The organism is Azotobacter vinelandii CA, assembly GCF_000380335.1.
GTDB classification, from domain to species: domain Bacteria; phylum Pseudomonadota; class Gammaproteobacteria; order Pseudomonadales; family Pseudomonadaceae; genus Azotobacter; species Azotobacter vinelandii.
In genome coordinates this window covers 3,940,101-3,953,101 of sequence record NC_021149.1, presented here as the reverse complement: position 1 = coordinate 3,953,101, position 13,001 = coordinate 3,940,101, and the positions used below count along the sequence as shown (strand labels likewise).

Annotated in this window: 11 protein-coding genes; 8 read left to right on the top strand and 3 right to left on the bottom strand. The window is 66.6% G+C overall.

Annotated features, from left to right (window positions below):
• The first annotated feature begins 58 nt into the window (after positions 1–58).
• The gene (locus AVCA_RS17760; protein WP_012702418.1) at positions 59–1,696 is read left to right on the top strand and encodes a Na+/H+ antiporter; all 1,638 of its coding nucleotides are present in this window, start codon (positions 59–61) and stop codon (positions 1,694–1,696) included.
• Between the two features lie 41 nt (positions 1,697–1,737).
• Here AVCA_RS17760 and dapC read toward each other — a convergent pair whose 3' ends face one another.
• From dapC to map, 3 genes are all read right to left on the bottom strand, one after another.
• Complete coding sequence (gene dapC / locus AVCA_RS17755) at positions 1,738–2,934, bottom strand: succinyldiaminopimelate transaminase (RefSeq protein ID WP_012702417.1); 1,197 nt, start codon at positions 2,932–2,934, stop codon at positions 1,738–1,740.
• A 68-nt stretch (positions 2,935–3,002) separates the two neighbouring features.
• Complete coding sequence (locus tag AVCA_RS17750) at positions 3,003–5,702, bottom strand: [protein-PII] uridylyltransferase (protein WP_012702416.1); 2,700 nt, start codon at positions 5,700–5,702, stop codon at positions 3,003–3,005.
• 13 nt (positions 5,703–5,715) lie between these two features.
• Complete coding sequence (map, locus tag AVCA_RS17745) at positions 5,716–6,498, bottom strand: type I methionyl aminopeptidase (RefSeq protein ID WP_012702415.1); 783 nt, start codon at positions 6,496–6,498, stop codon at positions 5,716–5,718.
• 264 nt (positions 6,499–6,762) lie between these two features.
• On the opposite strand from map, the gene rpsB reads away from it, so the two are divergent.
• From rpsB to ispC, 7 genes are all read left to right on the top strand, one after another.
• Complete coding sequence (rpsB, locus tag AVCA_RS17740) at positions 6,763–7,503, top strand: 30S ribosomal protein S2 (protein WP_012702414.1); 741 nt, start codon at positions 6,763–6,765, stop codon at positions 7,501–7,503.
• A gap of 137 nt (positions 7,504–7,640) precedes the next feature.
• Positions 7,641–8,510 carry a translation elongation factor Ts gene (gene tsf / locus AVCA_RS17735; protein ID WP_012702413.1) on the top strand — a complete coding sequence of 290 codons (870 nt, stop codon included), beginning with the start codon at positions 7,641–7,643 and terminating at the stop codon, positions 8,508–8,510.
• Positions 8,511–8,805: 295 nt separating this feature from the next.
• Entirely contained in the window at positions 8,806–9,555 is a 750-nt protein-coding gene (gene pyrH, locus AVCA_RS17730) for a UMP kinase (RefSeq protein WP_012702412.1), read from the top strand.
• On the top strand, positions 9,545–10,102 hold the full coding sequence (gene frr / locus AVCA_RS17725) for a ribosome recycling factor (protein WP_012702411.1): 558 nt from the start codon (positions 9,545–9,547) through the stop codon (positions 10,100–10,102). Before pyrH ends, frr begins: the two co-directional genes overlap by 11 nt.
• Positions 10,103–10,124: 22 nt before the next feature.
• Positions 10,125–10,880, top strand: a complete 756-nt coding sequence (uppS, locus tag AVCA_RS17720; RefSeq protein ID WP_012702410.1) for a polyprenyl diphosphate synthase — start codon at positions 10,125–10,127, stop codon at positions 10,878–10,880.
• Complete coding sequence (locus tag AVCA_RS17715) at positions 10,880–11,695, top strand: phosphatidate cytidylyltransferase (RefSeq protein ID WP_012702409.1); 816 nt, start codon at positions 10,880–10,882, stop codon at positions 11,693–11,695. Before uppS ends, AVCA_RS17715 begins: the two co-directional genes overlap by 1 nt.
• Complete coding sequence (gene ispC / locus AVCA_RS17710) at positions 11,689–12,879, top strand: 1-deoxy-D-xylulose-5-phosphate reductoisomerase (protein ID WP_175555871.1); 1,191 nt, start codon at positions 11,689–11,691, stop codon at positions 12,877–12,879. The genes AVCA_RS17715 and ispC overlap by 7 nt, the downstream gene beginning before the upstream one ends.
• Positions 12,880–13,001: the final 122 nt, after the last annotated feature.

Genomic DNA, 13,001 nt, shown 5'->3' with positions numbered 1-13,001 from the left:
CGCCGCTTCGCTTGAGGGAGTAGACTGGGAACTCCCCAAGTGCCTCTTCCTGCATCCCATGCAACTTCTCTATACGATTCTGATCATGCTGCTGGTCGTCGGCGGCACGCGCATCACTGCGCAGTTCATCCCCATTCCCCTGCCGCTCATCCAGATCGCCATCGGCGCCCTGCTGGCGCTGCCGGGGTTCGGTTTGCACGTGCGGCTCGATCCCGAACTGTTCCTGCTGCTGTTCATTCCGCCCTTGCTGTTCGTCGACGGCTGGCGGATGCCCAAGGGCGAGTTCTGGCGGTTGCGCACGCCGATTCTGCTGCTGGCCTTCGGCCTGGCGCTGTTCACCGTGCTCGGCGCCGGCTGGCTGATCCATCTGCTGTTCCCCGGCATCCCGCTGGCGGCGGCCTTCGCCCTGGCGGCGGTGCTGTCGCCCACCGATGCCGTGGCGGTGTCGGCGATCGCCCATGGCCGCCTGCCGCGCACTCTGATGAACATTCTCCAGGGCGAGGCGCTGATGAACGACGCTTCCGGCCTGGTGGCCTTCAAGTTCGCCGTGGCGGCCGCCCTGACCGGCTCGTTTTCCCTGACCGAGGCTGGTCTGGAGTTCGTCCTGGTGGCCCTCGGCGGGCTGGCGGTCGGGGTGGCCCTGAGCTATGCGCTGGGGCGTTTCCGGGCCTGGATGATCGCGCTCGGCTGGGAGGAGCCGGCGCCGCACGTGATGTTCATGCTGCTGCTGCCGTTCGCCGCCTATGTGGCGGCCGAGCACCTGGGCGTCTCCGGGATTCTCTCGGCGGTGGCGGCGGGCATGATGCAGAGCCGTCTCGACCTGCTGCCGCGGCAGACCACCACGCGGCTGCTCAACCGCAGCGTATGGGCGCTGCTGGAGTTCACCTTCAACGGCCTGATCTTCCTGCTGCTCGGCCTGCAGTTGCCGGACATCGTCAAGGCCACGCTGAAAGAGGGCGAGCTGTTCTGGACGAGCGCCGTCGAGTTGGGACTCCTCGTCGGCCAGGTGTTCCTGGCGCTGATCCTGCTGCGTTTCGTCTGGACCTGGCTCTACTGGCTGGTGTCCGGTGCGCTGCGCCGCTGGCGCGGTCTGCCCAGCAGCTTCGCCGGGCAGTCGTCGCTGCGTCTGGCGGCGCTGCTCACCCTGGGCGGGGTACGCGGTGCCGTGACCCTGGCCGGCGTGCTGTCGCTGCCGTTGCTGCTGAGCAATGGCGAGGCTTTTCCACAGCGCGACCTGCTGATCTTCGTCGCCGCCGGGGTGATCCTGCTGTCGCTGCTGGTCGCCACCCTCGGTCTGCCGCTGCTGCTGCGCGGCCTGCCGGCGGACAACGAGGAAGCGCGCGAGCAGGAGTTGCGCCGCAACCGGGTGAAGACCGTCGAGGCGGCGATCCGCGCCCTGGAGGCGCAGAGCGAGGAGCCCGGCCTGAGTCCCGAGGAGATGGCCCTGGCGGCCGAGGTCAAGGCGAAGATCATGGCCGAATACCGCCAGCAACTGGAGCGCGACGATTCCGTGGAGGCGCGTACGCGCCTGCGCCAGATGGATGCGCTGGAGCAGCGCCTGCGCCTGCAGGCGCTGCGTTCCCAGCGCCTGGAGCTATACCGTTTGCGCCGTCGCCATCAGGTCGACGACGACCTGCTCGGCGAGATCCTGCGCGAGCTGGACATCAGCGAGGCGCGGCTGTTCCGCAGCACCTGAGGGCGAACGGCGGGCGAGGGGCGCCGTGCCGATGGCGCCGCTCAGCCCGCGCGAACGAAGTCGCGGATGCGCCCGGCGGCTTCCACGCATTCGTTCAGCGGGGCGACCAGGGCCATGCGCACGCGGTCGGCGCCGGGGTTGAGGCCGTCCACGCTGCGCGACAGGTAGGCGCCCGGCACCACGGTCACGTGCTCGCGGGCGAACAGGTCGCGGGTGAAGACCTGGTCGTCCACCGGAGTGCGCGGCCACAGGTAGAAACTGCCGTCCGGGCGCTCGACGTCGAGCACCGGCTGCAGGATGCCCAGCACGGCGTCGAACTTCTCCCGGTACAGCACACGGTTGGCGCGCACATGGACCTCGTCGCTCCAGGCGGCGATGCTGGCCAGTTGGGTCGGCACCGGCATGGCGCAGCCGTGGTAGGTGCGGTAGAGCAGGAAGCTCTTGAGGATCTCGGCATCGCCGGCGACGAAGCCCGAGCGCAGGCCCGGCAGGTTGGAGCGCTTGGACAGGCTGTGGAACACCACGCAGCGGCGGAAGTCGTCGCGGCCCAGCTCGGCGCAGGCGGTGAGCAGGCCGGGCGGCGGGTTCTGTTCGTCGAAGTACAGCTCGCTGTAGCACTCGTCGGCGGCGATCACGAAGTCGTGCTCGTCGGCCAGGGCGATCAGCTTCTTCAGGGTGGCGAGCGGCACCAGGGCGCCGGTGGGGTTGCCCGGCGAGCAGAGGAACAGCAACTGGCAGCGCCGCCAGACGTCCGCCGGTACCGCGTCGAAGTCGGGATTGAAACCGTTCTCCGGAAGGCACGGCAGGTAGTGCGGGGTGGCCCCGGCGAGCAGGGCCGCGCCTTCGTAGATCTGGTAGAAGGGGTTGGGGCTGACCACCAGGCCGTTGCCCGTGCGCTTCACCACGGTCTGGGCGAAGGCGAACAGCGCCTCGCGGGTGCCGTTGACCGGCAGCACGTGGCGCGCCGGGTCCAGCCGGTCGGCCGGCACCCGGAAACGCCGCTCGCACCAGCGGGCGATGGCTTCGCGCAGCGCCGGCAGGCCGAGGGTGGTGGGGTAGACCGCGAGCTGTTCGAGGTTGGCGGCCAGGGCCTCGACGACGAAGCTCGGCGAGCGGTGCTTGGGTTCGCCGATGGACAGGGCGATGGGCTTCTTGCCGGCCGGCGGCTGCACGCCGGCGAGCAGCGCGCGGAGCTTCTCGAAGGGATAGGGTTGCAGCAGGTTCAGGGCGTCGTTCATGGGGCTTTCCTGGTAGCCGCGGGCGGCGGCCGTCCCTGCGCGGGGCGGGCCGCCGTCCGGTTCTGGGTTCAGATGCTGATCCGGCTCGGCTGGATATAGCTGTCGCCGTCGGCCAGTTGTTCGGCGATCGCCAGTTGCAGGCGGGCGCAGAGTTCCGGGTCGGACAAGGGCTGGTTGTGCGCGTCGGTGACGAAGAACACGTCCTCGACCCGTTCGCCGAGGGTGGCGATCTTGGCGTTCTGCAGCGACAGGTCGAAGTCCAGGAAGATCTTGCCGATCCGCGCCAGCAGGCCGGGGCGGTCCGGGGCGATGATCTCGAGGATGGTCACCGGGCGCAGGGCGTCGTTCTGGATGGTGACCTGCGGGGCGAAGGCGAAGTGCTTGAGCTGGCGCGGCACGCGGCGCTGGATGATGGTGGGGTAGTCGGCCGGGTTGCGCAGGGCCTCCACCAGCCCCTGGCGGATCTCCTGGATGCGCGCCGGGTTGTTGCCGATCGAGCCGCCGTCGGCGTCGAGCACTATGTAGGTGTCGAGGGTGAACTGGCTGGTCGAAGTGATGACGCGGGCGTCGTGGATGCTCAGGTTGAGCTGGTCCATGGCGGCCACGGTCACGGCGAAGAAGTCGTGCTGGTCCGGCGCGTAGATGAATATCTGGGTGGCGCCCTCGAACTCGCGCTGGGTGGTTTCCTTGATCAGCACCAGCGGTCCGCCACTGCTCGGGTGCTGAAGGATCGCCTCGGTGTGCCAGGCGATGTCGCTGGAGGTGTGGCGCAGGAAGTAGTCGTCGCCCAGTTGCGTCCAGAGATGTTCGGCGTCGTCGGGATCGGTGCCGCTGCGCACCAGGATGTCCAGCGCGGCCTTCTGCGTCTGGCGGATCTGTTCCTCGCGGCCGACCGGCTGCTCCAGTCCGCGGCGCAGGGCGTGCTTGGTCTCGGTGTAGAGCTGGCGCAGCAGGCTGGCCCGCCAGGAGTTCCAGAGGGTCGGGTTGGTGGCGTTGATGTCCGCCACGGTCAGCACGTAGAGATAGTCCAGGTAGGTCTGGTCGCGGACCTTCTGGGCGAAGTCGAAGATCACCTGCGGATCGGAGAGGTCCTTGCGCTGGGCGGTGGTGGACATCAGCAGGTGGTTGCGCACCAGCCAGACGATCAGTTGGGTGTCCATGGCCGGCAGGTCGTGGCGTTGGCAGAAGGCCAGCGCGTCGGCGGCGCCGAGTTCCGAATGGTCGCCGCCGCGGCCCTTGCCGATATCGTGGTAGAGCCCGGCCAGGTAGATCAGTTCGGGCTTGGGCAGCTTCTCGATCAGCTTGCTGGCCAGCGGGTATTTCTCCGCCAGTTCCGGCCAGAAGAGTTTGCGCAGGTTCTTGATCAGGTTCAGGGTGTGGGCGTCGACCGTATAGATGTGGAACAGGTCGTGCTGCATCTGTCCGACGATGTGGCCGAACTCCGGCAGGTAGCGCCCGAGGATGCCGTAGCGGTTCATGCGCCGCAGGTTGCGGTGGATGCCCTGGCGGCTCTTGAACAGTTCGATGAACAGGCCGGTGTTGTGGGGATCGCGGCGGAAGGCGTCGTCGATCAGGTAGCGGTGGTCGCGCAGCAGACGGATGGTGTCGGCGCGCACGCCGCGGATCTCCGGGCGCCGGGCCAGCAGCACGAAGATTTCCAGCAGGGCGGAGGGCGTTTCCTGGAAGACGCCGGCGTGGGTGACCTCCAGATAGCCGTCGCGCACCTGGAAACGTTCGTTCAGCGGTTCGACCCGCCCGGCGGCGTCGCCGGGCAGGATGACTTCCTCGAAGTGCTGGAAGACCAGCTCGGTCAGCTCGGCGATGCCGAGCACCACCCGGTAGTACTTCTGCATGAAGCGCTCGACCGCCAGCTTGGCGTCGCTGTCCTCGTAGCCGAGCAGGCCGGCGATCTGCCGCTGCAGGTCGAACAGCAGGCGGTCCTCGGCGCGTCCGGCGAGCATGTGCAGGGCATAGCGCACCTTCCAGAGGAATTCCTGGGAGGAGGCGAGCAGGGTGTATTCGCTTTCCAGCAGGAAGCCCTGGCCGACCATGGCGTGCAGGTTGATGGTGCCGAACTGGCGACGGGCTATCCAGAGCAGGGTCTGGATGTCGCGCAGGCCGCCGGGCGAGCCCTTGACGTTGGGTTCGAGGTTGTACTCGGTGTCGTTGTAGCGGGCATGGCGGGTCTTCTGCTCGTCGCGCTTGGCGAGGAAAAAGGCCCGGCTCGGCCACATCCGCTGCGCGCTGGTGACCTCCTGCATGCGCTGGCGCAGGTGCTCGGGACCGGCGATGGTGCGGCTCTCCATCAGGTTGGTGATCACCGTCAGGTCGGCCTGCGCCTCCTCGGCGCACTCGGCCAGCGAGCGCACGCTCTGGCCGACCTCCAGGCCGATGTCCCAGAGCAGGGTGAGAAAGCCCTCGATCGGTTCGCGGAACACCTCGTGGTCGGCGCCGTCCATCAGGATCAGCAGGTCGATGTCCGAGTAGGGATGCAGTTCGCCGCGACCGTAGCCGCCGACGGCGATCAGGGCGATATCGGCATCCTCGCTCCAGTCGAAGCGGTTCCAGGCCAGGGCGAGGATCTGGTCGACGAACCAGGCCCGGTCCTCGATCAGCCGGCGGATGTCGCGGCCTTCCTGGAAGCGCGCATCGAGCACTTCCCGGGCGCAGCGCAGGGCTTTCTTATAGGCGGGGATGGGGCTGGACTTCAGGGCCAGCTCGGCCTGGAACTGCCCGGGGTCGAACAGATCGGGATCCACCTGCGGCATGGCGTCACCTCGATCAGCGCGAAGTGCGCGCGATGGTGTCGTCGCGGCGCAGGGTCAGGATCTCGTAGCCGCCGGCGGTGACCAGCAGGGTGTGCTCCCACTGGGCGGAGAGCTTGCGGTCCTTGGTGATGGCGGTCCAGCCGTCGCCGAGCAGGCGGGTTTCCGCGCGGCCCTGGTTGATCATCGGCTCGATGGTGAAGGTCATGCCTTCCTTGAGTTCGAGGCCGGTGCCGGCACGGCCGTAGTGGAGCACCTGGGGCTCTTCGTGGAACACCGCGCCGATGCCGTGTCCGCAGTATTCGCGGACCACCGAGAAGCCGCTCTTCTCGGCGTGCTTCTGGATCGTCTCGCCGATATCGCCGAGGTGGGCGCCCGGGCGCACCAGCTCGATGCCCTTGTAGAGGCATTCCTGGGTCACCTGGCACAGGCGCCTCGCCCATTCCGGGGGATTGCCGACCAGGAACATCATGCTGGTGTCGCCGTGATAGCCGTCCTTGATCACGGTGATGTCGAGGTTGACGATGTCGCCGTCCTTCAGCGGTTTGTCGTTGGGAATGCCGTGGCAGACCACATGGTTGACGGAGGTGCAGATCGACTTGGGATAGCCCTTGTAGTTGAGCGGGGCGGGAATGGCGTGCTGCACGTCGACGATATAGTCGTGGCAGATGCGGTCCAGCTCCTCGGTGGTGACGCCCGGCCTGACGTGTTCGCCGATCATTTCCAGCACCTCGGCGGCCAGGCGGCCGGCTACGCGCATTTTTTCGATTTCCTCGGGCGTCTTGATGGTGACGGTCATGCGGGCTCTCTCTCGGCGCCTGGGGCGCGGGACATACGTTCGGAATGGGGCGATGATAAACCAAATCGCCTGCGCGCCGCGCGGGGCATCGCCCGCCGCCCGGTAGCCTGCGGTCGGCTTTTGTGCTATAAAACGCGCCGCTCGGCGGACCTGCGGTTCGCGAGCATCGACCCCACACACGCATCGGCACGGTATCCTGGGTGCCCGCAAGGGTTGGATATCGGGATGCGTGGAGGCCTAACCCGATTCGAACGAGGAATTGAAATGTCCCAAGTCACCATGCGCGACATGCTGAAAGCCGGTTGCCACTTCGGTCACCAGACCCGTTACTGGAACCCGAAGATGGGCAGGTACATCTTCGGCGCGCGCAACAAGATCCACATCATCAACCTGGAAAAGACCCTGCCGATGTTCAACGAAGCCCTGAGCTTCGTCGAGAAACTGGCGGCGGGCAAGAACAAGATCCTGTTCGTCGGCACCAAGCGCTCCGCCGGCAGGCTGGTCCGTGAAGAGGCGGCCCGTTGCAGCATGCCCTACGTCGATCATCGCTGGTTGGGCGGCATGCTGACCAACTACAAGACCATTCGTGCCTCCATCAAGCGCCTGCGCGAGCTGGAAACCCAGTCCCAGGACGGTACCTTCGCCAAGCTGACCAAGAAAGAGGCGCTGATGCGCACCCGCGATCTGGAGAAGCTGGAGCGCAGCCTGGGCGGCATCAAGGACATGGGCGGCCTGCCCGACGCGATGTTCGTGATCGACGTCGATCACGAGCGCATCGCCATCTCCGAAGCCAACAAGCTGGGCATTCCGGTCATCGGTGTGGTCGATACCAACAGCAGCCCCGAGGGCGTCGACTACATCATCCCGGGTAACGACGACGCCATCCGCGCCGTGCAGCTGTACCTGGGCTCGGTGGCCGATGCCGTGCTGCGCGGCCGCCAGAACGCCGGCACCGGCGACGAGTTCATCGAGGAAGTCGCCGCTTCCGAGGCCGCGGAAGGCTGAGCGCGGGACATCAGGCGGTACCCGCTGCGCAAGAAAGGGGGCTAGGCCCCCTTTTTGCCACTTTATACATTTGAAGATCGGAAACGCCCGATCCAGCGGGCGGAATGGTTGAAAACCTTTTCAAGAGGATTGCGAACATGGCAGAGATTACCGCGGCGCTGGTCAAGGAGCTACGCGAGCGTACCGGCCAGGGCATGATGGAGTGCAAGAAGGCCCTGGTCGCCGCCGGCGGCGACATCGAGAAGGCCATCGACGACATGCGTGCCTCCGGCGCAATCAAGGCCGCCAAGAAGGCCGGCAACATCGCCGCCGAAGGCTCCATCGCGGTCAAGGTGTCCGACGACAACAAGGCGGCCGTGATCATCGAGGTCAACGCCCAGACCGACTTCCTGGCCCTGCAGGAAGATTTCAAGGCCTTCGTCGCCGAAAGCCTCGAGAAGGCCTTCGCCGACAAGCTGACCGACGCCGCTCCGCTGATCGCGGACCGGGAGTCGGCCCGCGAGGCGCTGGTGGCCAAGTGCGGCGAGAACGTCAACATCCGTCGTCTGACCCGTGTCGAGGGCGACGTGGTGGGTGCCTACCTGCATGGTCACCGCATCGGCGTGCTGGTCAACCTGAAGGGCGGCAACCCCGAGCTGGCCAAGGAAATCGCCATGCACGTGGCGGCCAGCAACCCGCAGTTCCTGAGCCCGTCCCAGGTGTCCGAGGAGGCGGTCGCCAAGGAAAAGGAAATCTTCCTGGCGCTGAACGCCGACAAGATCGCCGGCAAGCCGGAGAACATCGTCGAGAACATGGTCAAGGGCCGCATCAACAAGTTCCTCGCCGAAGCCAGCCTGGTCGAGCAGCCGTTCGTCAAGGACCCGGAAATCAAGGTGGGCGAACTGGCCAAGAAGGCCGGAGCCGAAATCGTCTCCTTCGTCCGCTACGAGGTGGGCGAGGGCATCGAGAAGGCCGAGGTCGACTTCGCCGCTGAAGTGGCTGCCCAGCTCGCCGCCAGCAAGCAATAAGACGGCTTCGACTCCGTCGTCCCGACAAGAGGCTGCCCGCTCACGCGCGCGGCCTCTTTGTCGACTGGCAGCCCGTGGTTCGCCGTTCCGCTCCGGGTTGCCAGGGGCGAGGAGTGGCGTACGGCATGTCTGCCGCGGCGCCGGAGTCGAGCGTCGCAATCGATTTGCAGGTGGCCGGGACCCGCTTCGCCGGATCGCCTTCCCGGCCGCCGGTCTGCGCCGTTTCCGGTGTGGAGCAAGGCAGGCCGCGCGCCTGTTCCGACTGATACAGATAGAGCCGCAGGAGAGATACGCAATGGCCCAGCAGGTGAGTGGTCGTCAACCTCGCTATAAACGCATTCTGCTCAAGCTCAGCGGCGAAGCTTTGATGGGGGCCGAGGATTTCGGCATCGATCCCAAGGTGCTGGATCGGATGGCGCTGGAGGTCGGCCAACTGGTCGGCATCGGCGTGCAGGTCGGCCTGGTGATCGGCGGCGGCAACCTGTTCCGCGGTGCCGCTCTGTCCGCCGCGGGCATGGACCGGGTCACGGGCGATCACATGGGGATGCTGGCCACGGTGATGAATGCCCTGGCCATGCGCGATGCCCTCGAGCGCTCCAATATTCCGGCGACCGTCATGTCGGCGATTTCCATGGTCGGTGTGACCGATCACTACGACCGGCGCAAGGCCATGCGCCATCTGGTTTCCGGCGAGGTGGTGATCTTTGCCGCGGGAACCGGAAATCCCTTCTTCACTACCGACTCGGCCGCCTGCCTGCGCGCCATCGAAGTCGATGCCGACCTGGTGCTCAAGGCCACCAAGGTGGATGGCGTCTACACGGCCGACCCCTTCAAGGACCCGGATGCCGAGAAGTTCGAGTACCTGACCTACGACGAGGTGCTGGATCGCAAGCTGGGTGTGATGGATCTGACCGCCATTTGTCTGTGTCGCGATCACAAGATGCCGCTGCGCGTCTTCAATATGAACAAACCGGGAGCCCTGCTGAACATCGTGGTCGGCGGTGCCGAAGGAACCCTGATCGAGGAAAGCAAGCATGATCAATGAGATCAAGAAGGACGCGCAGGCGCGCATGAAGAAGAGTCTGGAGTCGCTGGAGCACGCCTTCGCCAAGATCCGCACCGGTCGGGCTCACCCGAGTATTCTGGATGGCGTCATGGTTTCCTACTATGGTGCCGACACCCCGCTGCGTCAGGTCGCCAACGTAGTCGCCGAGGATGCCCGCACCCTGGCCCTGACTGTGTTCGACAAGAGCATGATCCAGGCGGTCGAGAAGGCCATCATGACTTCCGATCTGGGGCTCAACCCGGCGACCGCCGGCACCACCATCCGCGTGCCGATGCCGGCGCTGACCGAGGAAACCCGCAAGGGCTATACCCGCCAGGCGCGTGCCGAAGCGGAGAGCGCCCGGGTCGCGGTGCGCAACATCCGCCGCGATGCCTTGGCCCAGCTCAAGGACCTGGTCAAGGAGAAGGAGATCAGCGAAGACGAAGAGCGTCGCGCGGCGGATGAGGTGCAGAAGCTCACCGACAAGGCCATCGCCGAGGTCGACAAGGCGCTGGAGGCCAAGGAGGCCGACCTGATGGCCGTGTAGTCGCGGTCGTACGGGATATTTCATGGATAAGTACAAGACCGCTGCTCCCGCTGTGGTGCCGCGCCATGTCGCCATAATCATGGATGGCAACAACCGCTGGGCGAAGAAGCGCCTGCTGCCCGGCATAGCCGGGCACAAGGCCGGAGTCGATGCGGTGCGCGCTACGATCGAGGTGTGTGTCGAGGTGGGAGTCGAGGTGTTGACCCTGTTCGCCTTCTCCAGCGAGAACTGGCAGCGCCCTGCCACCGAGGTCAGCGCCTTGATGGAGCTGTTCCTGACGGCCCTGCGTCGCGAGGCGAGGCGTCTCTGCGAGAATGGCATCTGCCTGCGTATCATCGGCGATCGCTCGCGCTTCAGTCCCGAACTGCAGGACGCCATGCGCGAGGCGGAGCTGCAGACCGCCGGGCAGACGGGCCTGCTTCTGCAGGTCGCCGCCAACTACGGCGGGCAATGGGACATAGCCCAGGCTGCGCAGCGCCTGGCGCGCGAGGTCCAGGCCGGCCAACTGCAGCTTGACGACATCACCCCACAGCTCCTGCAGAGCTGTCTGTCGACCGGCGACCAGCCGCCGCCGGACTTATGTATCCGTACCGGGGGAGACCGTCGCATCAGCAACTTCCTGCTCTGGCAACTGGCCTATGCCGAGTTGTACTTCACCGATCAGTACTGGCCTGACTTCAGGCAGGACGCCATGCGCCGGGCATTGGTCGACTTCGCTTCCCGTCAGCGCCGTTTCGGCAAGACCAGCGAGCAGGTGGAAGCAGAGGCGCGGACCTGATGCTCAAGCAACGAATCCTGACGGCGCTGGTGCTGTTGCCCCTCGCCCTGGCCGGTTTTCTCCTGCTCGAGGGCGGGGTCTTCGCGCTGTTCATCGGTGCGGTCGTCACCCTTGGCGGCTGGGAATGGGCGAGGCTCGCCGGCTTCGCCGAGCAGCGCTCCCGCGTGGGCTTCGCCGCGGCGGTCGCTGCGCTGTTGCTCCTGCTCTATTGGCTGCCAGCGCTGGCGGCCGGAGTCATGCTGCTCGGCATCCTCTGGTGGCTGCTGGCCGTGCCGCTGGTCCTGAACTATCCGCAGAGCAGTCACCGCTGGGCGGGCAGGGGGAGGCGACTGGCAATCGGTCTGCTGATCCTCCTGCCGTCCTGGCAGGGGCTGTTGCTGCTCAAGCAATGGCCGCTGGGTAACTACCTGATCCTGGCGGTGATGGCGCTGGTCTGGACCGCGGACATCGGTGCCTATTTCGTCGGCCGGGCCTTCGGCCGGCGCAAGCTGGCGCCGCAGGTCAGCCCCGGCAAGAGCTGGGAGGGCGTGGCGGGTGGCCTGCTGGCCTGTCTGCTGGTCACCGTCGCCGTCGGGCTGTTCCGCGGCTGGCTGGCGGGAGAACTGGCGCTGGCCCTGGTCGGTACGACCCTGGTCGTGTTGATCTCGGTGGTCGGCGATCTGACCGAGAGCATGTTCAAGCGTCAGGCCGGCCTCAAGGACAGCAGCAACCTCCTGCCCGGGCACGGGGGGGTGCTGGATCGTATCGATAGCCTGACGGCGGCCATTCCCATGTTCGTCGTCATGCTCTGGCTCGCGGGTTGGGGGATATTTTGAATCCACAAAGAATAACGGTGCTGGGTGCCACCGGCTCGATCGGCCTGAGCACTCTGGATGTGATCGCCCGCCACCCCGAACGTTACCGGGCCTTCGCGCTGACGGGGTTCACCCGGCTGGACGAGTTGCGGGCGCTCTGCCTGCGCTTTGCTCCCTGTTATGCCGTGGTGCCCGAGGCGGCGGCGGCCTGCCGGCTCGAAGACGAGCTGCGCGCCGCCGGCTTGGACACGCGGGTGCTGTTCGGAAGCGAGGGACTGTGCGAGGTGGCGGCCCATCCCGAAGCGGATGCGGTGATGGCGGCGATCGTCGGAGCCGCCGGGCTGCGTCCCACGCTGGCGGCTGTGGAGGCGGGCAAGAAGGTTCTGCTGGCCAACAAGGAGGCGCTGGTGATGTCCGGTGCCCTGTTCATGCAGGCGGTGCGCCGCAGCGGTGCGCAGTTGCTGCCGATCGATAGCGAGCACAACGCGATCTTCCAATGCCTGCCCGCCGCCTATGGGAACGGTCTGGCGACGGTCGGCGTGCGGCGCATCCTGCTGACCGCCTCCGGTGGGCCCTTCCGCGAGACTCCGGCGGCCGAATTGATCGAGGTGACGCCGGCGCAGGCCTGCGCCCATCCCAACTGGTCGATGGGGCGGAAGATCTCCGTGGATTCGGCCAGCATGATGAACAAGGGGCTGGAACTGATCGAGGCCTGCTGGCTGTTCGATGCGCGTCCCGCACAGGTCGAGGTGGTGGTCCACCCGCAGAGCGTGATTCATTCCCTGGTCGATTACATCGATGGCTCGGTGCTGGCGCAACTGGGCAATCCGGACATGCGTACGCCGATCGCCCATGCGCTGGCCTGGCCCGAGCGAATCGATTCCGGGGTCGTTCCCCTGGATCTGTTCTCCATCGCCCGCCTGGACTTCCAGGCTCCCGACCCTGCGCGCTTTCCCTGCCTGCGTCTGGCCCGGGAGGCGGCCGAGGTCGGCGGCAGCGCGCCGGCCATGCTCAATGCCGCCAACGAGGTGGCCGTGGCGGCCTTTCTCGACGGGCGCGTCCGTTTCCCGGAAATCGCGAGTATCATCGAGGACGTCCTGCAGGGTGAGCCGGTCGTCGCCATCGACGATCTCGAAACCGTGCTGCACGTGGACATCCAGGCCCGCGCGCGGGCCCAGGCCTGGTTGCTGCGCCGTGAGCGCTGAGCCGCTCCGGCAGCTCCCTGCCATCGCGGCATGCCGGGGCCGGCCGGCAACCGAGGTGGCGCATCTTCGTCCGCGGGGATATGTGGACACATGGCGGAGGGCGGGCATGCCCCTTCCGGCAG